General features: G+C 46.4%; 31 protein-coding genes and 1 other annotated feature. All 31 genes read left to right on the forward strand.

Features of this window, described 5'->3' with window-relative positions; translation table 11 throughout:
* Window positions 1–3 precede the first annotated feature (3 nt).
* Window positions 4–537, forward strand: a complete 534-nt coding sequence (nusG, locus tag ABEQ74_RS27130) for a transcription termination/antitermination protein NusG (protein WP_006212939.1) — start codon at window positions 4–6, stop codon at window positions 535–537.
* A gap of 72 nt (window positions 538–609) precedes the next feature.
* The gene (gene rplK / locus ABEQ74_RS27135) at window positions 610–1,035 is read left to right on the forward strand and encodes a 50S ribosomal protein L11 (protein WP_430125336.1); all 426 of its coding nucleotides are present in this window, start codon (window positions 610–612) and stop codon (window positions 1,033–1,035) included.
* Window positions 1,036–1,112: 77 nt separating this feature from the next.
* Window positions 1,113–1,805, forward strand: a complete 693-nt coding sequence (gene rplA / locus ABEQ74_RS27140; protein ID WP_430125337.1) for a 50S ribosomal protein L1 — start codon at window positions 1,113–1,115, stop codon at window positions 1,803–1,805.
* Between the two features lie 69 nt (window positions 1,806–1,874).
* Window positions 1,875–2,033 (forward strand) — a sequence feature (ribosomal protein L10 leader region).
* A 58-nt stretch (window positions 2,034–2,091) separates the two neighbouring features.
* A complete protein-coding gene (gene rplJ, locus ABEQ74_RS27145) occupies window positions 2,092–2,595 on the forward strand; it encodes a 50S ribosomal protein L10 (protein WP_430125338.1) in 504 nt (167 codons plus the stop codon).
* Window positions 2,596–2,662: 67 nt separating this feature from the next.
* The gene (gene rplL / locus ABEQ74_RS27150; RefSeq protein ID WP_430125339.1) at window positions 2,663–3,025 is read left to right on the forward strand and encodes a 50S ribosomal protein L7/L12; all 363 of its coding nucleotides are present in this window, start codon (window positions 2,663–2,665) and stop codon (window positions 3,023–3,025) included.
* A 188-nt stretch (window positions 3,026–3,213) separates the two neighbouring features.
* On the forward strand, window positions 3,214–3,819 hold the full coding sequence (locus ABEQ74_RS27155; RefSeq protein WP_430125340.1) for a class I SAM-dependent methyltransferase: 606 nt from the start codon (window positions 3,214–3,216) through the stop codon (window positions 3,817–3,819).
* Between the two features lie 348 nt (window positions 3,820–4,167).
* Window positions 4,168–7,713, forward strand: coding sequence for a DNA-directed RNA polymerase subunit beta (rpoB, locus tag ABEQ74_RS27160; protein WP_430125341.1), 3,546 nt, complete (start codon window positions 4,168–4,170; stop codon window positions 7,711–7,713).
* Window positions 7,714–7,804: 91 nt separating this feature from the next.
* Entirely contained in the window at window positions 7,805–11,419 is a 3,615-nt protein-coding gene (gene rpoC, locus ABEQ74_RS27165) for a DNA-directed RNA polymerase subunit beta' (RefSeq protein WP_430125342.1), read from the forward strand.
* A gap of 171 nt (window positions 11,420–11,590) precedes the next feature.
* Entirely contained in the window at window positions 11,591–11,842 is a 252-nt protein-coding gene (locus ABEQ74_RS27170; protein ID WP_053491290.1) for a ribosomal L7Ae/L30e/S12e/Gadd45 family protein, read from the forward strand.
* A gap of 139 nt (window positions 11,843–11,981) precedes the next feature.
* Window positions 11,982–12,401: a 30S ribosomal protein S12 gene (gene rpsL, locus ABEQ74_RS27175; protein WP_053491291.1), complete on the forward strand. Its 420-nt coding sequence runs from the start codon at window positions 11,982–11,984 to the stop codon at window positions 12,399–12,401.
* Window positions 12,402–12,454: 53 nt separating this feature from the next.
* Window positions 12,455–12,925, forward strand: coding sequence for a 30S ribosomal protein S7 (rpsG, locus tag ABEQ74_RS27180; protein WP_006212929.1), 471 nt, complete (start codon window positions 12,455–12,457; stop codon window positions 12,923–12,925).
* A 48-nt stretch (window positions 12,926–12,973) separates the two neighbouring features.
* Entirely contained in the window at window positions 12,974–15,055 is a 2,082-nt protein-coding gene (fusA, locus tag ABEQ74_RS27185) for an elongation factor G (RefSeq protein WP_430125343.1), read from the forward strand.
* Window positions 15,056–15,153: 98 nt separating this feature from the next.
* The gene (tuf, locus tag ABEQ74_RS27190; protein ID WP_430125344.1) at window positions 15,154–16,344 is read left to right on the forward strand and encodes an elongation factor Tu; all 1,191 of its coding nucleotides are present in this window, start codon (window positions 15,154–15,156) and stop codon (window positions 16,342–16,344) included.
* Window positions 16,345–16,662: 318 nt separating this feature from the next.
* Window positions 16,663–17,982: a protoglobin domain-containing protein gene (locus ABEQ74_RS27195; protein ID WP_430125345.1), complete on the forward strand. Its 1,320-nt coding sequence runs from the start codon at window positions 16,663–16,665 to the stop codon at window positions 17,980–17,982.
* A gap of 192 nt (window positions 17,983–18,174) precedes the next feature.
* Window positions 18,175–18,483, forward strand: a complete 309-nt coding sequence (gene rpsJ / locus ABEQ74_RS27200) for a 30S ribosomal protein S10 (protein ID WP_053491295.1) — start codon at window positions 18,175–18,177, stop codon at window positions 18,481–18,483.
* A gap of 38 nt (window positions 18,484–18,521) precedes the next feature.
* Window positions 18,522–19,145, forward strand: coding sequence for a 50S ribosomal protein L3 (gene rplC, locus ABEQ74_RS27205; protein ID WP_053491296.1), 624 nt, complete (start codon window positions 18,522–18,524; stop codon window positions 19,143–19,145).
* 26 nt (window positions 19,146–19,171) lie between these two features.
* The gene (gene rplD, locus ABEQ74_RS27210; protein WP_054405490.1) at window positions 19,172–19,795 is read left to right on the forward strand and encodes a 50S ribosomal protein L4; all 624 of its coding nucleotides are present in this window, start codon (window positions 19,172–19,174) and stop codon (window positions 19,793–19,795) included.
* Entirely contained in the window at window positions 19,795–20,088 is a 294-nt protein-coding gene (gene rplW / locus ABEQ74_RS27215; RefSeq protein ID WP_053491298.1) for a 50S ribosomal protein L23, read from the forward strand. Before rplD ends, rplW begins: the two co-directional genes overlap by 1 nt.
* Window positions 20,089–20,117: 29 nt before the next feature.
* Window positions 20,118–20,948 (forward strand): 50S ribosomal protein L2, encoded by an 831-nt coding sequence (rplB, locus tag ABEQ74_RS27220; RefSeq protein WP_054405491.1) that lies wholly within the window; start codon window positions 20,118–20,120, stop codon window positions 20,946–20,948.
* A 70-nt stretch (window positions 20,949–21,018) separates the two neighbouring features.
* On the forward strand, window positions 21,019–21,294 hold the full coding sequence (gene rpsS / locus ABEQ74_RS27225; protein WP_006212917.1) for a 30S ribosomal protein S19: 276 nt from the start codon (window positions 21,019–21,021) through the stop codon (window positions 21,292–21,294).
* A gap of 36 nt (window positions 21,295–21,330) precedes the next feature.
* Window positions 21,331–21,663: a 50S ribosomal protein L22 gene (gene rplV, locus ABEQ74_RS27230; protein WP_430125346.1), complete on the forward strand. Its 333-nt coding sequence runs from the start codon at window positions 21,331–21,333 to the stop codon at window positions 21,661–21,663.
* A 13-nt stretch (window positions 21,664–21,676) separates the two neighbouring features.
* Complete coding sequence (gene rpsC, locus ABEQ74_RS27235; RefSeq protein WP_006212915.1) at window positions 21,677–22,342, forward strand: 30S ribosomal protein S3; 666 nt, start codon at window positions 21,677–21,679, stop codon at window positions 22,340–22,342.
* Between the two features lie 2 nt (window positions 22,343–22,344).
* Window positions 22,345–22,779, forward strand: coding sequence for a 50S ribosomal protein L16 (gene rplP / locus ABEQ74_RS27240; protein ID WP_009589221.1), 435 nt, complete (start codon window positions 22,345–22,347; stop codon window positions 22,777–22,779).
* Window positions 22,769–22,966: a 50S ribosomal protein L29 gene (rpmC, locus tag ABEQ74_RS27245; RefSeq protein ID WP_053491300.1), complete on the forward strand. Its 198-nt coding sequence runs from the start codon at window positions 22,769–22,771 to the stop codon at window positions 22,964–22,966. The genes rplP and rpmC overlap by 11 nt, the downstream gene beginning before the upstream one ends.
* 44 nt (window positions 22,967–23,010) lie before the next feature.
* Window positions 23,011–23,277, forward strand: a complete 267-nt coding sequence (gene rpsQ, locus ABEQ74_RS27250; protein WP_053491301.1) for a 30S ribosomal protein S17 — start codon at window positions 23,011–23,013, stop codon at window positions 23,275–23,277.
* Between the two features lie 36 nt (window positions 23,278–23,313).
* Complete coding sequence (gene rplN, locus ABEQ74_RS27255; protein ID WP_015737623.1) at window positions 23,314–23,682, forward strand: 50S ribosomal protein L14; 369 nt, start codon at window positions 23,314–23,316, stop codon at window positions 23,680–23,682.
* Between the two features lie 77 nt (window positions 23,683–23,759).
* Window positions 23,760–24,116 carry a 50S ribosomal protein L24 gene (rplX, locus tag ABEQ74_RS27260; protein WP_006212910.1) on the forward strand — a complete coding sequence of 119 codons (357 nt, stop codon included), beginning with the start codon at window positions 23,760–23,762 and terminating at the stop codon, window positions 24,114–24,116.
* 28 nt (window positions 24,117–24,144) lie between these two features.
* A complete protein-coding gene (gene rplE / locus ABEQ74_RS27265; protein ID WP_430125347.1) occupies window positions 24,145–24,687 on the forward strand; it encodes a 50S ribosomal protein L5 in 543 nt (180 codons plus the stop codon).
* 47 nt (window positions 24,688–24,734) lie between these two features.
* The gene (locus ABEQ74_RS27270) at window positions 24,735–24,920 is read left to right on the forward strand and encodes a type Z 30S ribosomal protein S14 (protein ID WP_013312154.1); all 186 of its coding nucleotides are present in this window, start codon (window positions 24,735–24,737) and stop codon (window positions 24,918–24,920) included.
* A gap of 33 nt (window positions 24,921–24,953) precedes the next feature.
* Window positions 24,954–25,352 carry a 30S ribosomal protein S8 gene (rpsH, locus tag ABEQ74_RS27275; RefSeq protein ID WP_053491303.1) on the forward strand — a complete coding sequence of 133 codons (399 nt, stop codon included), beginning with the start codon at window positions 24,954–24,956 and terminating at the stop codon, window positions 25,350–25,352.
* 29 nt (window positions 25,353–25,381) lie between these two features.
* Window positions 25,382–25,924: a 50S ribosomal protein L6 gene (gene rplF, locus ABEQ74_RS27280; protein ID WP_053491304.1), complete on the forward strand. Its 543-nt coding sequence runs from the start codon at window positions 25,382–25,384 to the stop codon at window positions 25,922–25,924.
* Window positions 25,925–26,005 lie beyond the last annotated feature (81 nt).

The raw sequence follows: 26,005 nt of genomic DNA on the forward strand, positions 1-26,005 counted from the left end.
GATATGGAAAAAAGATGGTACGTAGTTCATACCTACTCTGGGTATGAGAATAAAGTCAAAGCCAATTTGGAAAAACGTGTCGAGTCCATGGGCATGGAGGACAAAATATTCCGCGTTCTTGTTCCGATGGAAGAAGAAATTGTAAACAAAGACGGCAAGAAAAAAACCGTCATGCGTAAAGTTTACCCGGGATATGTCTTGGTCGAAATGATTCAGACCGATGATTCTTGGTATGTTGTCCGCAATACACCAGGAGTGACCGGTTTTGTTGGTTCGACAGGGTCTGGTTCTAAACCGACGCCTTTGCTTCCGGAAGAAGTGGAACAGATTCTGAAGCATATGGGCATGGAAGAGCCGAAACCGAAGATCGAATTCGACATCAAGGAATCCGTTCGGATCAAGGTCGGTCCTTTTGCGAATTTTGTGGGCTCCGTGGAAGAGATTTTGGCTGAAAAGAGCAAGTTGAAAGTTCACGTCAACATGTTTGGACGGGAAACCCCGCTGGAGTTGGATTACACTCAAGTGGAGAAGATCTAAATCTTCGGGTTTCTTGTGGGAGGGCGCATTATGTCGTCCGCTAACCACTATTGATGCAAGGAGGTGTCAACCATGGCTAAAAAAGTTATCAAGATTGTGAAACTGCAAATTCCTGCAGGTAAAGCGAATCCGGCTCCTCCAGTAGGTCCTGCATTGGGTCAAGCGGGTGTCAACATCATGGCATTCTGTAAAGAGTTCAATGCTCGTACTGCTGATCAAGCTGGTCTGATCATTCCGGTTGAAATTTCGGTGTTTGAAGATCGTTCCTTTACATTCATCACAAAAACTCCACCGGCTGCTGTTCTGCTTCGTGTGGCTGCTAAGATCGAAAAAGGATCCGGCGAGCCTAACAAGAAGAAAGTTGCTACTGTTAAGCGTGACGCTGTGCGTCAAATCGCTGAAACAAAAATGCCTGACCTGAACGCTGCAAACGTTGAGTCTGCAATGAAGATGGTAGAAGGTACTGCCCGCAGTATGGGTATCACAATCGAAGACTAATCGTCTTTTGAAACCGGACATTAGTCCGGATTATGTGGGAGGAATTTCCGCTAACACCACAAAGGAGGAAAACAAACATGGCTAAACATGGTAAGAAGTATGTTGAAGCTGCGAAGCTGATCGACAGCGAAGCAACTTATGAGCCTTTGGAAGCTGTAGTGCTTGTGAAAAAGGCTGCATCTGCCAAATTCGACGAAACTGTTGAAGCGGCTGTGCGTTTGGGTGTAGACCCTCGTAAACAAGACCAGGCTGTTCGTGGTGTTGTTGTCCTGCCTCACGGCACGGGTAAAACACAACGCGTTCTGGTATTTGCAAAAGGTGACAAAGTGAAAGAGGCAGAAGCGGCTGGCGCTGATTATGTTGGTGATCAGGATATGATCAACAAAATCCAACAAGGCTGGTTCGAGTTTGATGTCTGCGTAGCTACACCTGATATGATGAGTGAAGTCGGTAAACTTGGCCGTCTGCTCGGTGGTAAAGGCCTGATGCCTAACCCTAAAGCTGGTACGGTTACATTCGATGTTGCCAAGGCTGTTCAAGAGATCAAAGCTGGTAAAATCGAGTACCGTCTGGACAAAGCTGGTCAAATTCACGCGCCAATCGGAAAAGTGTCTTTCGATGCAGCTCAACTGAATGAGAACCTCAAAGCTCTCATCGATGCATTGAATCGTGCGAAACCAGCGGCTGCTAAAGGTGTATACCTGAAAGGCTTGGCTGTTTCCTCGACTATGGGACCTAGCGCTCGCGTGAACACTGCTTCTTACAAATAATATTATCATTGACTTATGTCGATGAAGTTTGTTATTATGTAAAAGTTGTGAGTCTTCGAGACTGACCCCTAAAGTTGAATATGCTTACCGTAGACAGTAGGTGCCCTAAGCAGGCTTAATCTCCTACCGAGGTGTTATGATAGAACGTCAACGATTTGTCCGGTTATGCCGGCCAAATGATGATTCATCAGGCCTTCGTGATTCTACGGAGGCTTTTTTAGTGCCCGTAGGAAGAGCGGAGAGCCTGGTGCTCTTACGCTACTAATACAACCAGGAGGTGTAATCATTGGCAAACGCAAAAGTGATTCAAGCGAAACAAGAAGCGGTTGATGTTATTGCTACTAAGATGCGCGAGAGCGTTTCTACAGTAGTTGCTGACTATCGCGGTCTGAACGTTGCGCAAGTAACTGAACTTCGTAAACAGCTTCGTGAAGCTGGTGTCGAGTTCCAAGTACTGAAAAACTCGTTGCTTCGCCGTGCAACTGCGGCAGCAGAACTGAGTGATCTGGACGAAGTCTTGACTGGTCCTACTGCTGTTGCATTTAGTTCCAATGACGCTGTTGCTGCAGCAAAAATCCTTAACGATTTTGCTAAGAAAAACGACGCGTTGAAACTGAAAGGCGGCGTAGTAGAAGGTCGCGTAATCGGAGAGAGCGAAATCAAAGCTCTGGCAGAGCTTCCTTCCCGCGAAGGTCTCTTGTCCATGCTCCTCAGCGTGCTTCAAGCACCTGTACGCAACTTCGCGCTTGCAGTTAAAGCTGTTGCTGAGAAGGAAGAACAAAGCGCATAAGCTTTATCTTGCCTCAGCTATGTAACGACAACATTAAATCTTAATAATAAATGGAGGTTCAACTTAAATGAGCAAAGAGCAAATCTTGGAAGCAATTAAAGGTATGTCTGTTCTGGAACTGAACGATCTCGTAAAAGCAATCGAAGAAGAATTTGGTGTAACTGCTGCAGCTCCAGTAGCTGTTGCAGGTGGTGCTGGTGCAGCTGAAGCTGCTGAGCAATCCGAATTCGACGTAATCCTGACTAGCGCAGGCGCGTCCAAAATCAACGTAATCAAAGTGGTTCGCGAAATCACAGGTCTTGGCTTGAAAGAAGCAAAAGAACTGGTTGACAACGCTCCAAAACCATTGAAAGAAAAAGTAGCTAAAGAAGAAGCAGAAGCTGTTAAAGCTAAATTGGAAGAAGCAGGCGCATCCGTAGAAGTTAAGTAATAACGACTTTTGGATTATGTCAGCAAGAGACAAACCCCTTGAATAATTGTTCAAGGGGTTTGTTATTGTGGCAGGGAGTTCAAGGCATTACGTATGGATGCTTCATGAGGAAGGTTATACTGGGATAATGGGGCGCTAGGGCTTTTAATATCTTAGAAGGCAGAATTTGATTCAAAACGGAGGAAATGATGCCGAATCAACATTATTACTCAAATCAGCCAGAGATTGCTCATGACCGCAAAGAGCTAAAGACGGAACTGCGCGGGCAGACTTTCAAATTCATTAGCGATGCAGGTGTGTTCTCTAAAAGCGGCATAGATTATGGAAGCCGGGTTTTGATAGAAGCCATGGACTTTCATTCAAATGCCAGAGTGCTCGATGTGGGCTGTGGTTACGGTCCGATTGGTCTAACGGCGGCAAAGCTGGCATCGCAGGGCCATGTGACGATGATCGACATCAATAGCCGGGCTGTCGAATTGGCCAAGGAGAATGCGAAGCGAAACGGGATTACTAATGTGTCCATTCTGGAGAGCGATCTGTTTGCTGCAGTAGAGGGGCAGCAATTCGATGTGATTCTAACCAATCCGCCGATCCGTGCCGGGAAAGATACGGTGCATGCTATATTCGAGAAGGCCTGGAGTCACTTGGCTGAAGATGGGCAGTTGTGGGTTGTTATTCAGAAGAAGCAGGGGGCGCCTTCAGCGAAAGCAAAACTGGAGAGCTTGTTTCAAATGGTGGAGGAAGTAACGAAGGATAAAGGGTATCGGATTTATAAAGCGATTAAACATTCTTAAAATAGATTAAACTAGGCTGTTGACTTGGGTATGCTGGTGTGGTATTATTATAAAATGTCAGTATTAGGATGGTCTCTTTGTCTTTAGTTGGCTGAAATGTCAAGACTTAATGTGTGAAGATATGCATAAAGTCGGTCGGAATGACGTATAATATGTACATTTTGGGCAAATCTACAAGATATGAGATGATTATCATAACCATGGATAAGCTGCTCTTTTTTCGAAAAGGTATTCGATAAGGGCTTTTCTCTATTTATGGGAGTGTCCTCTGTATGTCCATTATAGTGTTACAAACAGAGGTTCGCAACGAAATTTTTAAAGTGAGTAGACATGAGGGGTGAGTTTAAGTTGGCAGGACATCTTGTTCAATATGGTCGACGCACTCGGCGAAGTTATGCTCGTATTAACGAGGTACTCGAAGTTCCGAACCTGATTGAAATCCAACAAAAATCTTATGAATGGTTTTTGGAGGAAGGACTCCGCGAAATGTTCCAGGACATCTCGCCGATTCAGGATTTCACGGGTAATTTGGTGCTAGAGTTCATTGACTACAGCCTTGGAGAACCGAAATACACCGTCGATGACGCGAAAGAACGCGACGTTACTTATGCGGCGCCGCTCCGCGTGAAAGTCCGGCTCATTAACAAAGAGACCGGAGAGGTCAAGGAGCAGGAAGTGTTCATGGGAGACTTCCCGTTAATGACGGAAACCGGAACATTCATTATCAATGGTGCCGAACGGGTTATTGTCAGCCAGTTGGTTCGCTCTCCCAGCGTCTATTTCAGCACAAAAGTGGATAAAAACGGTAAGACGACGTACACTGCTACAGTGATCCCTAACCGCGGCGCTTGGCTTGAACTGGAGATGGACGCGAAGGACATTATCTATGTCCGGATCGACCGTACCCGTAAAATCCCTGTGACGGTGCTTTTGCGTGCACTGGGTTTTGGCACAGATGCCGAGATTCTGGATCTTCTGGGCAATGATGAATATATTCAAAACACGCTGGATAAAGACAATACGGACTCTACGGAAAAAGCGCTCATCGAAATCTATGAACGTCTTCGTCCGGGCGAGCCGCCAACACTGGAGAATGCAAAGAGCCTTCTCGTTGCCCGTTTCTTCGATCCAAAGCGTTATGATCTGGCTAATGTTGGCCGCTACAAGATTAACAAGAAGCTTCACATTAAGAACCGTCTCTTTAATCAGCGTTTGGCAGAGAGTTTGATAGACACGGATACAGGGGAGATCGTAGCAGAAGCTGGTCAAACTGTAGACCGCCGTCTTTTGGACGAGATTATGCCATACCTTGAGAAGAGTGTAGGCTTTAAGAATTATCATGTTACAGGTGGCGTGATGGACAGCGAGGATATTCCTCTGCAAACGATCGACATATTCTCTCCAATTGAGGACGGAAAAGTCGTGAAGGTCATTGCAAATGCTAACATTGATAAATCCGTGAAGCATATTACGCAAGCGGATATCATTTCCTCCATCAGCTACTTCATCAACTTGCTGCATGGAATCGGAAATACGGATGATATTGACCACCTGGGTAACCGTCGTTTGCGTTCTGTTGGCGAATTGCTTCAGAACCAATTCCGTATCGGTTTGTCCCGGATGGAACGTGTCGTTCGTGAAAGAATGTCGATTCAGGATGCGAACGTAATTACGCCGCAGGCGCTTATCAACATACGTCCGGTTATTGCATCGATTAAAGAGTTCTTCGGCAGCTCTCAGTTGTCCCAGTTCATGGATCAGACGAACCCTCTTGCGGAACTTACGCATAAGCGCCGTTTGTCTGCACTCGGACCGGGCGGTTTGACTCGTGAACGCGCGGGCTTTGAAGTGCGGGACGTTCACCACAGTCACTATGGCCGTATGTGTCCAATTGAGACGCCGGAAGGACCGAACATTGGTTTGATCAACTCCCTGTCAACGTTTGCTCGCATCAACGAGTATGGCTTTATTGAAGCCCCTTATCGTTGGGTGGATCCGAAGACAGGTAAAGTAACTGACCAAATCGATTATCTGACCGCAGACGAAGAGGATAACTATATCGTGGCCCAGGCGAATGCTGAGCTTAACGAAGATAATACTTTCACTGACGAAATGGTTATCGTCCGTTACAACAAGCAGTCGGATAATATCCTTCCGATGCCGAGTGATCGCGTAGACTACATGGACGTTTCGCCTAAGCAGGTTGTGTCGGTAGCTACAGCGCTCATTCCGTTCCTCGAGAACGATGACTCCAACCGCGCCCTGATGGGATCGAACATGCAGCGTCAGGCTGTTCCGCTTCTTATTCCTAAAGCTCCGCTCGTCGGAACTGGAATGGAACATAAGTCTGCGAAAGACTCCGGTGTATGTATTGTATCCAAATATGACGGGATTATTGAACGGTCTTCCGCTAATGAAATCTGGCTTCGCCGCGTAGAGAACGTGGACGGGCAAGAAGTCAAAGGCGATATCGTTAAATATAAATTACACAAATTTATGCGTTCGAACCAAGGAACATGCATCAACCAACGTCCGATCGTCAAACGCGGAGATGTAATCAAAAAAGGTGACATCCTCGCAGACGGACCATCCACAGAGATGGGCGAATTGGCACTGGGCCGCAACGTTGTCGTTGCGTTCATGACTTGGGAAGGTTACAACTACGAGGATGCGATTCTTCTTTCCGAGAAACTGGTCAAGGAAGATGTGTACACTTCGATTCATATCGAGGAGTACGAATCCGAAGCTCGTGATACGAAGCTTGGACCAGAGGAAATTACGCGTGATATCCCTAACGTAGGGGAAGATGCGTTGAAGAATCTCGACGAGCGCGGAATCATCCGTATCGGTGCCGAAATCAGCGCCGGAGATATTCTGGTTGGTAAGGTAACACCTAAGGGTGTAACCGAATTGACAGCAGAAGAACGTCTCCTGCACGCGATTTTCGGTGAGAAGGCTCGTGAAGTCCGTGACACCTCGCTGCGTGTTCCGCACGGTAGTGACGGTATCATCGTGGATGTGAAGGTATTTACACGCGAGAACGGCGACGAATTGCCGCCAGGCGTTAACCAATTGGTTCGCGTCTACATCGCACAGAAACGTAAAATCTCCGAAGGTGACAAAATGGCCGGACGTCACGGTAACAAGGGTGTCGTTGCCCGTATTTTGCCTGAAGAAGATATGCCGTTCCTGCCAGATGGCACGCCAGTTCAAGTTGTGTTGAACCCTCTCGGGGTTCCATCACGGATGAACATCGGTCAGGTACTCGAGGTTCACTTGGGTATGGCTGCACTCCAGCTCGGTATTCACGTAGCTTCGCCGGTATTTGACGGCGCGAGTGAGTATGACGTGTTTGATACGATGGAAGAAGCCGGCATGCAGCGCAATGGTAAGACCGTATTGTATGACGGACGGACAGGTGAGCGTTTTGAACGTGAAGTTACTGTCGGTGTCATGCATATGATCAAGCTCGCGCACATGGTTGACGATAAAATCCACGCCCGTTCCACTGGACCATACTCGCTTGTTACACAGCAGCCGCTGGGTGGTAAAGCACAGTTTGGTGGACAGCGTTTCGGTGAGATGGAAGTGTGGGCACTTGAAGCTTACGGTGCTGCTTACACATTGCAAGAGATTCTTACCGTCAAGTCCGATGACGTGGTCGGCCGGGTGAAAACCTACGAATCCATCGTCAAGGGCGAGAATGTACCGGAACCGGGTGTTCCTGAATCATTCAAAGTATTGATTAAAGAGCTTCAGTCTCTCGGTATGGATGTCAAGATCCTCAGCGAGGACGAACAGGAAATCGAGATGAAAGAGCTCGATGACGAAGATGATGCTCAAGGCGATAAACTGAGCCTTAACTTGGAAGGCACTGAAGTCGGAGTGGAATAACGGTCATCATTCACCCCCGTCGGCTTATGGTCGGCGGTGGTGTTATGGTCGTATAGCACATAAATAGGACTAAGTTGAGGAGGGTTGCTCCTTGTTGGACGTTAACAATTTTGAGTATATGAAGATCGGTCTTGCTTCACCGGAAAAAATTCGCTCCTGGTCTCGCGGAGAGGTGAAGAAGCCTGAAACGATTAACTACCGTACATTGAAGCCGGAGAAGGAAGGCTTGTTCTGTGAACGGATTTTCGGTCCGCAGAAGGACTGGGAATGTCATTGCGGTAAGTATAAGCGTGTCCGTTATAAAGGAGTCGTCTGCGATCGCTGTGGCGTTGAAGTTACACGTGCTAAAGTACGTCGTGAACGGATGGGTCATATCGAGCTTGCAGCTCCCGTTTCGCATATTTGGTATTTCAAAGGGATTCCTAGCCGTATGGGTCTGGCTTTGGATATGTCCCCAAGATCTCTTGAGGAGATCATTTACTTCGCATCGTATGTTGTAACCGATCCAGGAGATACACCACTGGAGAAGAAACAACTGCTGTCCGAGAAAGAATACCGCAGCTACCGTGAAAAGTATGGTTACGGATTCCAGGCAGGCATGGGTGCTGAAGCAGTTAAGAAGCTCCTTCAAGATATTGATATCGATAAAGAGCTTGAATTCCTCAAGGAAGAACTGCGCACTGCACAAGGTCAGCGCCGCAACCGGGCGATCAAACGTCTGGAAGTGATTGAGGCGTTCCGCAACTCGGGCAACAGTCCGGAATGGATGATCATGGATGTATTGCCGGTCATTCCGCCTGAACTGCGTCCAATGGTTCAACTTGATGGTGGACGCTTTGCAACTTCCGACTTGAACGATCTGTACCGTCGTGTTATTAACCGGAACAACCGTCTGAAAAGACTGCTTGACCTTGGAGCACCGGATATTATCGTACAGAACGAGAAGCGCATGCTGCAGGAAGCTGTCGATGCACTGATCGACAACGGTCGTCGTGGTCGTCCTGTCACAGGTCCTGGTAACCGTCCGCTTAAATCCCTCAGCCACATGCTGAAAGGTAAGCAAGGACGTTTCCGTCAGAACTTGCTCGGTAAACGGGTTGACTATTCTGGTCGTTCCGTTATCGTTGTAGGTCCTTACCTGAAAATGTACCAATGCGGTCTTCCTAAGAAAATGGCCCTTGAGCTCTTCAAGCCGTTCGTGATGAAGGAACTCGTAAATAAAGGCCTTGCCCATAATATCAAGAGTGCCAAACGCAAAGTAGAACGTGTAAGTCCAGAAGTATGGGATGTGCTCGAAGAAGTCATTAAAGAGCATCCGGTTCTTCTGAACCGTGCACCGACGCTTCACAGACTCGGTATTCAAGCATTTGAACCGATTCTGGTCGAAGGCCATGCGATCCGTCTTCACCCGCTCGTATGTACAGCGTATAACGCTGACTTTGACGGTGACCAAATGGCGGTTCACGTTCCTTTGTCTGCTGAAGCACAGGCTGAAGCACGTCTGCTCATGCTGGCTTCGGGTAACATTCTGAACCCGAAAGATGGTAAGCCGGTTGTTACACCATCTCAGGATATGGTACTGGGTTCCTTCTATCTCACCATGGATAACAAGGAAGAGAAAGGTACCGGCATGATCCTGGGCAGTGTGAACGAAGCGGTATCCGCTTATCAGCGTGAAGCGGCAGGTCTTCATGCACGCGTAGCGATTCCGGTTAAAGCACTTGGCAAAACCAGCTTTACGGAAAAACAGCAGGAAGCGATTTTGGTTACGACGATCGGCCGGATTATCTTTAACGAGATTTTCCCAGCTAGCTTCCCGTATATCAATGAAGCGACTCGCACAAATTTGTTGAATGGTACACCGGAGAAGTATTTCGTATACGAGAAGGGTGCCAACATTCAAGAAGTGATTCAGAGCCTACCAATCAGCGGTGCTGTAGGTAAGGAATATCTGGGATCTATCATTGCCCGCTGCTTCGAAACATACCATACTACGGAAACATCCGTGATTCTGGATAAAATCAAGCAGATCGGTTTCACATACTCTACTCGTGCCGGCGTAACTGTTGCGGTATCGGACGTTATCGTACCTGACGAGAAGAATGAAATTCTGAAAGAGTCCGACGAGAAGGTTAAAGTGGTAACGAATCAATATCGTCGCGGCTTAATCACAAATGAAGAACGTTATGACCGTGTCATCGACATTTGGTCCAAGACCAAGGACGATATTACGGATGTACTCATGAAGTCGATGGACCGGTTCAATTCCATCATGCTCATGGTAGACTCCAAGGCACGGGGTAACAAATCGCAGATCACCCAGCTCGGTGGTATGCGGGGTCTGATGGCGAACCCGTCGGGTCGTATCATCGAACTCCCAATCAAATCGAACTTCCGTGAGGGACTAACAGTACTCGAGTACTTCCTGTCCACGCACGGTGCTCGTAAGGGTCTTGCCGATACAGCGCTTCGTACCGCTGACTCGGGTTACTTGACTCGCCGCCTCGTTGACGTGGCCCAGGATGTTATCGTTCGCGAAGACGAGTGCAGCACAGATAAAGGCTTTACCGTTAGCCGTATTCAGGACGGTAAAGAAGTTATCGAGGATCTCTATGACCGTATTGAAGGGCGTTATGCATTTGAAACCGTTCGTCATCCGGAAACGAAAGAGATCATCGTAAATCGTAACGAATTGATTGACTCCGACAAAGCTGAAGAAATCGTAGCTGCTGGCGTTGAGAAGCTTCAAATTCGTTCCATCTTGAGCTGCCGTGCACGTTACGGCGTTTGTAAGAAATGTTATGGTCGTAACCTGGCTACAGGTAAGCATGTTGAGATTGGTGAAGCGGTTGGTATTATTGCAGCTCAATCCATCGGCGAACCGGGAACACAGCTTACGATGCGTACATTCCACACAGGCGGCGTTGCCGGTGATGATATTACGCAGGGTCTTCCGCGTATCCAAGAGCTCTTTGAGGCCCGTAACCCTAAAGGTCAAGCGACCATTAGTGAGATCGACGGCGTCGTTAAAGAAATCCGCGAAACGAAAGACCGTCGTGAAATCGAAGTACAAGGTGAAGCTGAGACTAAGGTTTACGCGGTTACCTATGGTTCTCGTCTGCGCGTAAGCGAAGGCAAGCACATTGAAGCCGGGGATGAACTGACTGATGGTTCCATTGATCCGAAGGAAATGCTTCGCATCAAAGGTATCCGTGGTGTGCAGAACTACATCCTGCAGGAAGTACAGCGCGTATACCGTAACCAAGGCGTAGAAATTAACGATAAGCACGTTGAAGTTATGATCAGACAGATGCTGCGTAAATTCCGTATCGTTGATGCGGGAGATACCAACCTGCTGCCAGGCTCCTTCGTGGATATGCATGAATACGAAACTGCCAACAAAGAGGCCATTCTCTCCGGTAAAGAACCAGCGGTTGCCAAACCGGTTCTGCTCGGGATTACAAAGGCTTCTCTCGAAACCGATTCGTTCTTGTCAGCCGCTTCCTTCCAGGAGACGACTCGCGTCTTGACCGATGCAGCCATCAAAGGTAAAGTCGATCAGCTGCTTGGTCTGAAAGAGAATGTTATCATTGGTAAGCTGATCCCTGCAGGTACCGGTATGAACCGTTATCGCAGCGTGAAGTTCGAGGGACAGAATGATGTGAATGACGAAAGTCAGGAACTTGAAGCAGCTTCGATAGATTAAGAGACGGTCTGGTGATGCAGAGATTTAAGCGCCGCAAGGCGCTTGAATCTTTCCATCCCAAAGTTTCTTTTTTTCTGGCTGAAATAGCTTGACATCGTTTTGGGCAGATGCTAATATAGCAAAGGTGCGTGACTAGTCTCTTTGTTCCCTGTTCTTTTGGAGGAATGACTTATGTCTAATGATAAAGGATTACAGGATGCACATATCAAGATTGGCACCAAACAAACAATGAAGGCCATTGAATCTGGTCTGGCTGCAGAAGTATATGTGGCTGAAGATTGCGACCAGCGTTTGATTTCAAAAGTCGTATCCGAGTGCGATAAGAATGGTGTGCATATCCATTATGTATCCACGATGGTCGAGCTTGGAGAAGCATGCGGTATTGAAGTCGGTGCAGCTATGGTAGCTGTCTTGAAATCATGATTTGAGAAATCGTTTTTGTTGGAGAAGGCGTTACTTCTCTCGGCAAAAACTTTTCATTTGTTCTTTTATGAACCGCCTGGGTCTGTGGACTTAAACGAGTTTGTAATAGGATGATAAATACGGGAAGGGGGTGGCTAGTATGCCAACAATTAACCAACTGGTTCGCAAGGGCCGTCAAGCTAAAGTGTACAAATCAAAATCTCCAGCTCTTCATAAAGGGTTCAACGCTTTGAAACGTGAGGAGACTGAATTGAGCGCTCCGCAAAAACGCGGTGTTTGCACACGTGTAGGCACAATGACGCCGAAAAAACCGAACTCTGCACTTCGTAAATATGCTCGTGTTCGTTTGACGAACCGCATTGAGGTGACAGCTTATATTCCGGGTATCGGACATAACCTGCAAGAGCACAGTGTTGTATTGGTTCGCGGCGGTAAAGTAAAAGACCTTCCGGGTGTTCGTTACCACATCGTTCGCGGTGCACTTGACACTGCTGGTGTTAACAACCGGATGCAAGCTCGTTCCAAATACGGAGCGAAACGTCCTAAAGCAAAAAGCTAATAGTTGATCATATTTTCGAAATATGACTGACGACTGAAGAAAGGGGGATATCCATGCCACGCAAAGGTCCTGTAACTAAAAGAGACGTGCTTCCAGATCCAGTGTATAACAGCAAGCTGGTAACTCGTCTGATCAACCGCATCATGTTGGATGGTAAAAGAGGTGTTGCTCAAAGCATCCTTTACAATTCGTTCAACATCATCAAGGAACGTACAGGTAATGATCCGATGGAAGTGTTTGAAGCAGCCATCAAGAACATCATGCCAGTATTGGAGGTTAAAGCTCGTCGTGTCGGCGGTGCTAACTACCAAGTTCCAATCGAAGTTAAGCCAGAGAGACGTACATCCCTTGGATTACGTTGGCTCGTAAACTACTCCCGCAACCGCGGCGAGAAAACAATGGAAGAGCGTTTGGCGGCTGAGATCATCGACGCTTCCAACAACACTGGTGCTTCCGTTAAGAAACGTGAAGACACTCACAAAATGGCTGAAGCGAACAAAGCGTTTGCACACTACCGTTGGTAGGATTCAGCAACTAACTTTATACTTTAATTTTGAAGGGAGACTATTCGCATGGCGACAAGAGAGTTCTCCTTGAAAAATACACGTAATATCGGGATCATGGCGCATATTGATGCTGGTAAAACGACCACAACAGAGCGGATTTTGTTCTACACAGGCCGTACTCATAAAATTGGTGAAACCCACGAGGGTTCCGCTACTATGGACTGGATGGAGCAAGAACAGGAGCGCGGAATTACGATTACTTCCGCTGCGACTACCGCTTCCTGGAAGGGTCACCGCGTTAATATTATCGACACCCCGGGGCACGTTGACTTCACAGTAGAAGTTGAACGTTCCCTTCGTGTATTGGATGGGGCAGTAGGTGTATTCAGTGCGAAAGAGGGCGTAGAACCTCAATCGGAAACCGTATGGAGACAAGCTGACCGTTACGGTGTACCGCGGATCGCATACGTAAACAAAATGGACATTATCGGTGCTGATTACCTTAATGTTGTTAAAGACATGAAGGAGCGTCTGCAAGCTAATGCGGTAGCTATTCAGCTTCCGATGGGTGCAGAATCTGACTTTATCGGCATCATCGACATTATCACGGAAAGAGCGTATATCTACAAAGACGACCTTGGCCAAAATGTCGAAGAAACCGATGTTCCAGAGGAATATAAAGCACAAGTCGAAGAACTGCGTAACGAGTTGATCGAGAAGGTAGCAGAACTTGACGAAGACTTGACTATGAAATATCTTGAAGGTGAGGAGCTTACAATCGATGAGATTAAAGCTGCTCTTCGTAAAGGTGTTGTAGAAGTTAAGATCTTCCCAGTAATCTGTGGATCTTCTTACCGTAACAAAGGGGTTCAGCCTATGCTGGACGCTGTTATTGATTATTTGCCAGCTCCTACTGATGTAGCGAGTATCCAAGGTCAACTGGAAGACGGTACGGAAGTAGAGCGTCACTCTTCCGACGAAGAGCCATTTGCTGCTCTGGCATTTAAAATCATGACTGACCCTTATGTTGGTAAACTTACGTTCTTCCGCGTATATTCCGGTATATTGCAATCCGGCTCTTACGTACTGAATGCAACAAAAGGTAAACGCGAACGTATCGGACGTATCCTTCAAATGCACGCAAACAGCCGTCAAGAGATCACTGAAGTATTTGCAGGTGATATCGCAGCAGCTGTTGGTTTGAAAGATACAGGTACAGGTGATACACTGTGTGATGAGAAGAATCCAGTTATTCTGGAGTCCATGAACTTCCCTGATCCGGTTATCGAAATCGCGGTTGAACCAAAAACAAAAGCTGACCAAGATAAAATGGGCGTGGCTCTCGGTAAATTGACAGAAGAGGATCCAACTCTTCGTGCTCATACTGACGAGGAAACTGGCCAAACGATCCTGGCAGGTATGGGTGAGCTTCACTTGGACGTTATCATCGACCGTATGCGTCGTGAGTTCAAAGTTGAAACCAATGTGGGTAAACCACAGGTTGCTTACCGTGAAACATTCCGTGCACCAGCTCGCGTTGAGGGTAAATTCGTTCGTCAGTCCGGTGGTCGTGGTCAATACGGTCACGTATGGGTTGAGTTCGAACCTCTGGAAGCAGGTAGCGGTAACCAATTCGACAGCAAAGTTGTCGGTGGTTCCGTACCAAGAGAGTACATTGGACCAGCACAACAAGGTATTGAAGAGCAAATGAAGAACGGTGTTCTTGCCGGCTTCCCGCTTGTTGACGTTAAAGCAACAATCGTCGACGGTTCTTACCATGATGTTGACTCCAACGAAATGGCGTTTAAAATCGCCGGTTCCATGGCTTTGAAAGCAGCTAAAGACAAGTGTAAGCCTGTCCTGCTTGAGCCAATCATGAAAGTAGAAGTTACCGTGCCTGAGGAATACATGGGCGACGTAATGGGTATGCTGAACTCCCGCCGTGGACGTATCGAAGGTATGGACTCCCGTGGTGGTACTCAAATTATCCGTGCGAAAGTACCTCTTTCCGAAATGTTCGGTTACTCCACTACCCTGCGTTCCGGTACACAAGGACGCGGCGTGTTCTCGATGGAACTCTCCCACTATGAAGAAGTTCCTAAGAACATCTCCGATGAAATTGTGTCCAAGATCAAGGGCGGAGAATAATAACGTTTTACCTGCCGGATAGGAGAAAGCGGGATTCATATCCCGTCAACCCCGCGTCCGGCCCAACATATATATCCCCTTAAGGAGGAATTGTTCAAATGGCAAAGGCTAAATACGAACGTACGAAACCACACGTTAACATCGGTACTATCGGTCACGTTGACCATGGTAAAACAACTCTGACAGCTGCTATCACTTCTGTATTGTCCAAAACTTACGGTGGTGCTGCAATGTCTTTCGACCAAATCGATAAAGCACCAGAAGAGCGCGAGCGCGGTATCACAATCTCTACTTCCCACGTAGAGTATGAAACTGATACTCGTCACTATGCACACGTTGACTGCCCAGGTCACGCCGACTATGTTAAAAACATGATCACTGGTGCTGCTCAAATGGACGGAGCAATCCTGGTTGTATCCGCAGCTGACGGCCCAATGCCGCAAACTCGTGAGCACATCCTCTTGTCCCGTCAAGTAGGTGTTCCTTACATCGTTGTATTCTTGAACAAATGCGACATGGTTGAAGACGAAGAGCTCTTGGAATTGGTTGAAATGGAAGTTCGCGACCTTCTGAGCGAGTATGACTTCCCAGGCGACGACACTCCGATCACTCGTGGTTCCGCTCGTGAAGCTCTGCAAAACCCAGATGGCGAATGGGCTCAAAAAATCGTTGAAATGTTCAAAACTATCGACGAGTACATCCCATTGCCAGAGCGCGATACTGACAAGCCTTTCTTGATGCCTGTCGAGGACGTATTCTCCATCACTGGTCGTGGTACAGTTGCTACTGGCCGTGTTGAGCGTGGTACGATCAAAGTCGGCGACGAGATCGAAATCGTTGGTATTACTGAAGAAACTAAGAAATCCGTTGTTACGGGCGTTGAAATGTTCCGTAAACTCTTGGATTCCGCACAAGCTGGTGACAACATCGGTGCATTGCTTCGTGGTGTAGACCGTACTCAAATCGAGCGCGGCCAAGTACTTGCAAAGCCTGCTTCCGTTAAACCACACACTGAGTTCACAGCTCAAGTATACGTACTGAGCAAAGAAGAAGGCGGACGTCATAAGCCTTTCTTCACTGGCTACCGTCCACAGTTCTACTTCCGTACTACGGATGTAACTGGTGTAATCACGCTGCCAGAAGGTTCTGAAATGGTTATGCCTGGTGACAACATCACTGTAACGGTTACCCTGATCAGCCCAATCGCGATTGAAGAAGGAACAAAATTCTCCATTCGTGAAGGCGGCCGTACCGTAGGTGCTGGTTCCGTTGCTTCCATCATTAAATAATTAAGGCTTACGAACAGCCTTGCATATAGCAACAGTGTATTGTAACGAGTAACAATGTGTTGTCATTTCAAGAGGGCCTGATCCCAAGGGATCAGGCCCTCTTTTATTTTAGCCAGTATTTCACGATGGTTGGTGTCATCATGATATCTTATGAATAATCGTGATTTGCGGAAAAAAAGTAAGGGTTCTGTACAGAATATGCCATATATAGAAGGATTCATTCTATATATTTTGGTTCATAATGATTAAAATCTGTGATTGAGATCTGTTACCGGGATAGAAATCATCTACTAAATAGAATGGAGATTACAACAAGAGATGAAATATCCGTTTACATTTATGAAAAGAAATGTGGCAAATGTCATTCCATCCACAGAGAGACTGGATCATGAGGAAGAGGAAGAATACATATATCATGAAACATTGGGCGAGCTGAATGAACAAATACGCATGATTGGTCTCACGGTAGGGGATCTACAGCTTCTGAGACAGCTTCGTCCGCAGATGGAGCATAGGCTCGATGCAATTATCGAAGCGTTTTACCAATCTGTGTTAGATGTAGAAAAGCTTAAAAATATTATCCAAGAGCATAGTACCATTGAAAGGTTAAAACAAACCCTCAAGGAACATCTTCTGGAGATATGTAATGGAGAAATCAATGAAGCTTACGTGGCTAAGCGTTTACGCATTGCCCAGGTGCATAAACGGGTCGGTTTAGAGCCCACGTGGTACTTGTCGGCTTTTCAGAATTTGCAGAATGAATTTTTAAAAGTTATATATCGGGAGATTAAAGAAGAAGGACAACAAATAAGGTTAGTCTCAACGATTACCAAATTGCTGAATTTGGAACAGCAGCTTGTGCTGGAAGCCTATGAGAAAGAAAACTCAAATGAGAAGCAGCTTCAATATGATATAGTGAGAAAGGAATTGAAGCAGAGTATTGCCGCCTTTGTAGGAGAATTATCAGACCTGACACTGGACATTAATGAAGCTGTAGAACGTTTAATGACGAGCAGTGGTGAGGTGGCTACTACATTTCAGAGTACTTCAAGCGCAACGCAAGGCTCCATTTCTTATGCTATAGAAGGAGAGGCGAAGTTAGCAGACTTGGCCATACAGATGAAGGCCATAGATGAAAGCACAGCCGGCATGCATCATGCTGTACAGGAACTACACGATTCATCCAAACAGATTGCAATGATCGCCGTGAGTGTTCAGGAAGTGGCAGCACAGATCAAACTACTCTCTCTGAATGCTACTATAGAAGCAGCACGTGCAGGGGAACATGGGAAGGGATTCGCTGTGGTAGCACAGGAGGTAAGCCGGCTTTCCGAAGATACAAGCACGACAGTCAATCGTATAGCTGATATCGTAACGAAATCCAGATCTATCATTACGGAAGTAGTTGAATCGATTAATACTGTGCATCGGTTAACGGATGAAGGGAAAAAACAATCAGAGGAAACCAAGAAACTGTTCAGTGATATTATGTTGTCTGTCCAGTCGAGTGCAGACCAAATGATCACCGCCGAAAAAGAGATGAAACTGCTATCCATGACGATCGGTAGCATTCAGGTAGCTACGTCCGAAGCGGCTTCATCAGCTGAGATTTTCAAGGAAAATACGGAGCAGATGTAAATACATATTAATTAAGAATTAGTGCTTGCAATGCGCCTATCTTTTATATATAATAGTGAATGTTGTTCTGCGACGTTGCGATGATGTGAGAGGTTACCGACACACCCGGCCCCTTTGCCATGAGGTGGGTGGTTGGAAAATTTTCACGGAGTATGTCCGATACCAAATTGGGCGATAGAAGGAGGGAATAAAATGGCAAAGCAAAAAATTCGTATTCGCTTGAAAGCATACGACCACAGAGTTCTTGATCAATCCGCTGAGAAAATTGTTGAGACAGCAAAACGTTCTGGTGCTGGTGTATCCGGTCCGATCCCGCTTCCAACTGAAAAACAAGTAATTACCATTCTCCGTGCGGTGCACAAGTATAAGGATTCTCGGGAGCAGTTCGAAATGCGTACACACAAACGCTTGATCGACATCGTGAGCCCGACTCCACAAACTGTGGATGCCTTGATGCGCTTGGACCTGCCGTCCGGTGTAGATATCGAAATCAAACTGTAATAGCATAACGAATTAGAGAAGAGAAAAGAGGTGTCAACATGAAAGGTATCTTAGGTAGAAAGCTCGGAATGACTCAAGTGTTTACCCCTGAGGGTATTGTAATTCCTGTTACGGTTATCGAAGCAGGTCCTTGTGTTGTTCTTCAAAAGAAAGATCTGGAAAACGATGGATACGAAGCGATCCAAGTTGGTTTCTCCGATAAGAAAGAGAACAGATCTAACAAACCAGAAGCAGGCCATGCGAAAAAAGCAAATACTGCGCCTAAGCGCTACGTTCGCGAAATTCGCGGTGTTGACCTCGCGAGTGTCGAGGTTGGACAAGAGCTGAAGGCTGATGTCTTCGCAGAAGGCGAATTTGTTGACGTAACAGGTATTTCTAAAGGTAAAGGTTTCCAAGGTGTAATCAAGCGTTGGGGCCAAAGCCGCGGACCAATGACTCACGGTTCCCGTTACCATCGCGGACCAGGTTCCATGGGTTCTATCCAAGCGAACCGCGTTCCAAAAGGTAAGCGTCTGCCAGGTCATATGGGTAATGAAACAGTTACGATCCAAAAGCTCGAAGTTGTTAAAGTCGATGCAGAGCGTAACGTGATCCTCGTAAAAGGTTCCATTCCTGGACCAAAAAGAGGTTTCGTGCAAATCAAAGAAACGGTGAAGAAATAATCACCTGAAGAAAGGAGGAACAAACAATGCCTAAAGTAGCACTTTATAATGTCAGCGGTAGCCAAGTTGGCGAAGTAGAATTGAACGAAGCGGTATTCGGTATCGAGCCGAACACGCATGTTCTGCACAGCGCAGTATTGCTGCAGCGCGCTTCCCTTCGTCGTGGTACCCACAAAGTGAAAGGACGTTCTGAAGTACGCGGCGGCGGACGTAAGCCTTGGAAACAAAAAGGTACCGGCCGTGCTCGTCAAGGTTCGATCCGTTCTCCACAATGGAAAGGCGGCGGTGTGGTATTTGGACCAACTCCGCGCAGCTACACATTTAAACTTCCTAAGAAAGTTCGTCGTTTGGCTATCAAATCCGCATTGTCTTCCAAAGTGATGGACAACGCAATTATCGTACTGGATCAATTGACACTGAACGCGCCGAAAACAAAAGAGTTTGCTAGCATTCTTAGCAACCTGAAAGTAGGCCGTAAAGCTCTGATCGTTGCTCCTAGCTATGATGATAATGTAGCCCTTTCCGCACGTAATATTCCTGGTGTGAAATTCGTAGCGGCTGACGGCATTAATGTTCTTGATGTAATGTCGTACGATCAACTGATCATTACGAAGGAAGCAGTCCAGAAGGTAGAGGAGGTGCTCGCGTAATGAAAGACCCACGCGATATAATCAAGCGCCCGGTGATCACGGAACGTACGGCTGACTACATGGCAGAGCTGAAATATGCTTTTGAAGTAGATATCCGTGCTAACAAGACCGAAATCAAGCAAGCTGTTGAATCTATTTTTAAGGTTAAAGTATCGAACGTGAATACAATGCGTGTCCCTGCTAAACCAAAACGTTACGGACGTCATTTCGGTTATACAACTGAATGGAAAAAAGCGATCGTGACTTTGGCTCCAGACAGCAAACCGCTTGAGTTCTTTGAATCGGTTGAATAAGAATTTCTTAAGTAAGGAGGGAAAATTCAGTGCCTATTAAAAAGTATAAACCGACATCCCCGGCTCGACGCAACATGTCCGTATCGACTTTCGAAGAAATCACTACGGATCAGCCGGAAAAATCGTTGTTGGCTCCGCTGAGCAAAACAGCTGGCCGTAACAACCAAGGTAAAATTACGGTTCGTCACCATGGCGGCGGACACAAGCGTAAATACCGTATTATCGACTTTAAACGGAATAAAGACGGCATTCCAGGTCGCGTTGCTACAATCGAGTATGACCCGAACCGTACTTCCAACATTGCTCTGATTCACTATGTAGATGGTGAAAAGCGTTATATCATCGCTCCTAAAGGTCTGAAAGTTGGAGACCAAGTAGTATCTGGAGTAGGTGCTGATATCAAGATCGGTAACTCACTTCCACTGGAAAACATTCCAGTAGGTACAGTTATCCACAACATCGAGTTGAAACCAGGTAAAGGCGGACAATTGGTTCGTGCTGCTGGTACAGAAGCTCAGCTTCTCGGTAAAGAAGATAAGTACGTAACAGTTCGTCTTTCTTCCGGTGAAGTTCGTCGTATCCTGAAAGTTTGCCGTGCAACCATCGGTTCTGTGGGTAACCAAGACCATGAGTTGATCAAAATCGGTAAAGCAGGCCGTAGCCGCTGGCTCGGAAAACGTCCAGAAGTACGTGGTGTTGTTATGAACCCTAACGATCACCCACACGGTGGTGGTGAAGGCCGCGCTCCAATCGGACGTAAATCGCCTATGTCACCTTGGGGTAAACCAACCCTTGGTTACAAAACACGTAAAAAAGGTAAAGCTTCTGACAAATATATCGTTCGCCGCCGCACGAAGTAATGCAATTTGTGCATAACTTCGTGTAAGGCCCGAAGGTAACGAGACAATTTGGTGAAGGGAGGATTTCTATATGAGCCGTAGTTTGAAAAAAGGACCTTTTATTGATGGATACCTGCTCAAAAAAGTGGAGGACATGAATGCTGCAAGCAAAAAGGCTGTGATCAAAACCTGGTCCCGCCGCTCCACTATTTTCCCGCAATTTATCGGTCACACATTTGGTGTATACGATGGCCGTAAACATGTGCCAGTATACGTAACGGAAGACATGGTAGGACACAAGTTGGGTGAATTTGCTCCAACTCGTACTTACAAAGGTCATGAAGACGACAAGAAAACAAGAAGATAATTAATGAAGCTCTTTGTTTGAGAGGAGGTTAAACATATGGAAGCAAAAGCACATGCTAAATCGATTCGTATTGCTCCTCGTAAAGCTCAACTCGTTGTTGACTTGATCCGCGGTAAGCAAGTAGGCGAAGCGATCGCAATTCTTCGTCACACTCCGAAAGCTGCATCCCCGGTTCTTGAGAAGCTTTTGAACTCGGCTATCGCAAATGCTGAGCATAACTACTCTTTGGATGTAACTAAACTGGTTGTGACGCAAGCTTATGTAAACCAAGGACCGACTATGAAACGTTTCCGCCCACGTGCGATGGGACGTGCGAGCCGGATCAATAAACGCACCAGCCACATTACTTTGGTGGTAGCTGAAAAATAAGGAGGGAAAACGTGTGGGCCAAAAGGTAAATCCAGTAGGACTCCGTATCGGTATTATCCGTGATTGGGAATCCAAATGGTATGCAGGCAAAGACTTCGGTGATCTTTTGCTGGAAGACGTTAAAATCCGTGAATACCTGAAGAATAAATTGAAAGACTCCGCTGTATCCCGTATTGAAATCGAGAGAGCGGCTAATCGTGTGAACGTGACGATCCACACTGCGAAGCCAGGTATGGTTATCGGTAAAGGTGGTTCCGAAGTAGAAGTACTGCGCGGACAAGTGACTAAAATTGCCGGCGGTAAAAAAGTTCACATCAACATTTCTGAAATTAAAAACCCTGAGCTGGACGCAATTCTTGTTGCAGAGAGCATTGCACAACAACTGGAACGTCGTGTTTCTTTCCGTCGTGCACTGAAGCAAGCAATTCAAAGAACTATGCGTTCTGGAGCAAAAGGGATTAAAACATCGGTCAGCGGACGTCTTGGCGGAGCCGAGATTGCTCGTACGGAAGGCTACAGTGAAGGAACTGTTCCACTTCATACGCTTCGTGCAGACATCGACTATGGTACAGCAGAAGCGCATACGACTTACGGCCGTATCGGCGTGAAAGTATGGATCTATCGTGGAGAGGTTCTTCCTACGGCTAAGAAACAAGCTGCTCAGGAAGGAGGCAACTAATCATGTTGGTACCAAAACGTGTAAAACACCGCAAACAACAGCGCGGCCATATGAGAGGCCAAGCAAAAGGCGGTACTGAACTGAACTTCGGCGAATTCGGTCTGCAAGCTACAGAGCCAGGCTGGATCACGAACCGTCAGATCGAAGCTGCTCGTATCGCGATGACTCGTTACATCCGTCGTGGCGGTAAAGTATGGATTAAGATTTTCCCAGATAAGCCGATTACTCAAAAGCCTCTCGAAGTGCGGATGGGTAGCGGTAAAGGTAACGTTGAGAAATGGGTTGCCGTTGTAAAACCAGGCAAGATCATGTTTGAACTTGGAGGCGTGTCCGAGGAAATCGCCCGCGAAGCGATGCGTCTCGCCGCTCACAAGCTGCCTGTTAAAACGAAGTTTGTGAAACGAGAAGAAGTGGGTGGTGAAGCAAATGAAAGCTAATGAACTGCGCAACTTAACCACTGCAGAACTCGAGCAAAAAATCTCCGGATTTAAAGAGGAACTCTTTAACCTCCGTTTTCAATTGGCCACTGGCCAGCTTGATAACCCGACTCGGATCCGTGACGTTCGCAAAGAAATAGCTCGTGCTAAAACCGTTATCCGTGAAAGAGAACTTGGGATTAGTTAATGAAATGGAACGTCATGTTCTGTATTCAGGAAGGAGGCTAACAAATGAGCGAAGAACGCAATGCTCGTAAAGTGCAAGTAGGTAAAGTTGTCAGCGATAAAATGGATAAAACCATCGTTGTAGCTGTTGAAACTTATAAGAAGCATGACTTGTATCACAAGCGCATTAAATACACGAAGAAATTTAAAGCGCATGATGAGAACAACGAAGCTCGAATCGGCGATACTGTTAAAATCATGGAAACTCGTCCTCTCTCTAAAGACAAACGCTGGAGACTGGTAGAAGTGACTGAAAAAGCAGTTATCATCTAAGATATGATCAGTTTTTGATGGAAGGAGGAAATATAAATGATTCAACCATTTACACGTTTAGCTGTTGCTGACAACTCCGGTGCGAAGGAACTGATGTGTATCCGCGTATTGGGTGGTACTGGTCGTCGTACAGCTCAAATCGGTGATTTGATCGTATGTTCCGTCAAACAAGCAACACCAGGCGGCGTTGTCAAAAAGGGTGATGTTGTAAGAGCGGTAATCGTTCGTACGAAGCGTTCTGTACGTCGTAAAGACGGATCTTACATCTCATTTGACGAGAATGCAGCTGTTGTTGTTAAAGACGACAGAAGCCCACGCGGAACTCGTATTTTCGGACCAGTTGCTCGCGAACTTCGCGAAAGAGACTACATGAAAATCGTTTCCTTGGCTCCGGAAGTAATCTAATAACACCCCAAAAAGTGACGTAACTTTTCGGGAACCCGATAAATAGTTGAACTGGCTAGTCATAGGAGGTGTAACGAATGCCTAAAGTGAAAAAAGTTCTGGAATCTCATAGCAACAAACTGCACGTGAAAAAAGATGATACAGTTATCGTCATCAGCGGTAAAGACAAAGGCAAAAAAGGCCGTGTCATCGCAGCGTACCCTCGTGAAAATCGCGTTTTGGTTGAAGGTGTGAACATGATCAAGAAGCACCAGAAGCCAAACCAGATGAACCCACAAGGCGGTATCATCGAGAAAGAAGCTCCGATTCATGTATCGAACGTTATGCACGTTGATCCGAAGAGCGGAAAAGTAACTCGTATCGGTTACAAAGTACTGGACAACGGCAAGAAAGTTCGTGTTGCGAAAAGATCCGGAGAAGTTATCGATAAATAAGACGGTTTAGAAAGGAGGACCTTGACTTATGGCAGCAAGAATGAAAGAACGTTTCCTGAATGAAGTAACTCCTGCTCTGATGCAGAAGTTTAGCTATAAAACAGTAATGCAAGTACCAAAAATCGAGAAGGTTGTCATCAACATGGGTGTTGGTGAAGCTGTAGCTAACTCGAAAGTACTTGATTCTGCTGTAAACGACATGCAGCTGATCGCTGGTCAAAAGCCAGTTATCACTCGTGCGAAGAAATCCATCGCTGGATTTAAATTGCGTGAGAACATGCCAATCGGTGTGAAAGTAACTCTGCGCGGTGAGCGTATGTACTACTTCCTCGACAAGCTGTTCAACGTTACACTTCCACGTGTACGTGACTTCCAAGGCGTGTCCACTAAAGCATTTGACGGACGCGGTAACTATACGCTCGGTCTGAAAGAGCAACTCATTTTCCCTGAAATTGAGTATGACAAAGTAGATAAGGTTCGCGGTATGGACATCGTTTTCGTAACGACTGCTAAAACCGACGAAGAGTCCCGTGAGCTGCTTGCTCAACTGGGCATGCCTTTCGCGAAATAAGACGGTTGATCCTTTTCTCCGAAACTATTTAGGAGGTGTCAGGCTAAGTGGCAAAAACTTCGATGAAAGTTAAACAACAACGTACACCTAAGTTTAAAGTACGGGCATATACCCGTTGTGAACGTTGTGGTCGCCCACATTCGGTACTGCAGAAGTTTAAAATTTGCAGAATTTGTTTCCGTGAATTAGCTTATAAAGGCCAGATTCCTGGCGTGAAAAAAGCAAGCTGGTAAGAAGTTTATAAACGGGAAGGAGGTTTATCCTACATGACTATGTCCGATCCAATTGCAGATATGCTAACTCGTATTCGTAATGCGAACACGGTTCGCCACGAAACAGTAGAAATGCCTGCTTCGACGATTAAAAAGCAAATCGCAGACATCTTGAAGCGTGAAGGCTTCATTCGTGATGCGGAGTTTGTGGAAGATAATAAACAAGGGATCATTCGTTTGTTCCTGAAATATGGTTCCAACAACGAACGTGTTATCACAGGTCTGAAAAGAATCAGCAAACCAGGTCTTCGCGTTTACACGAAGAGCAATGAAGTACCTCGTGTACTTGGTGGTTTGGGTATCGCGATCATCTCCACTTCCAAGGGAGTTATGACCGACAAAGAAGCTCGTCAATCCAAAGCTGGCGGAGAAGTTCTCTGCTACGTATGGTAATCAACGTCACAAGATAGGAGGTGTAATGAATGTCCCGTATTGGTCGTAAACCAATTGCTATTCCAAACGGTGTGGAAGTCACACTGGATAACACTGTAATCACTGTAAAAGGACCTAAAGGTACCCTGACTCGTGAATTGCATAAAGACATGCAAATTACAGTAGAAAACAACGAGATCAATGTTGTTCGTCCTTCCGACAACAAAACACATCGCTCTCTTCACGGCACGACCCGCAGCGTTGTCTCAAATATGGTCAGCGGTGTAACTGAAGGATTCTCGAAAAACCTTGAGTTGGTCGGTGTCGGATACCGTGCAAGCAAATCCGGAGATAAAATTGTTCTGAACGTGGGTTACTCCCACCCAGTTGAAATTACACCGGAGCCTGGTATTGAATTTGAAGTACCAGTTAACACGAAAATCACGGTTCGTGGTATCGATAAAGAGCGCGTAGGTGCATACGCTGCTAAGATTCGTTCCGTACGTGAGCCTGAGCCTTACAAAGGTAAAGGGATTAAATACGAAGGTGAACGCATTATCCGTAAGGAAGGTAAAGCTGGTAAGAAGAAGTAAGGTTAGCTGACCGGGATTTCGCCTGGTGGATAACTTGCCTCTTCTCCCATACTTACCCGATGCGTCTAAAAGTGAAGCTCT

The organism is Paenibacillus solani (genome assembly GCF_050475945.1).
GTDB lineage: Bacteria > Bacillota > Bacilli > Paenibacillales > Paenibacillaceae > Paenibacillus_AQ > Paenibacillus_AQ solani_A.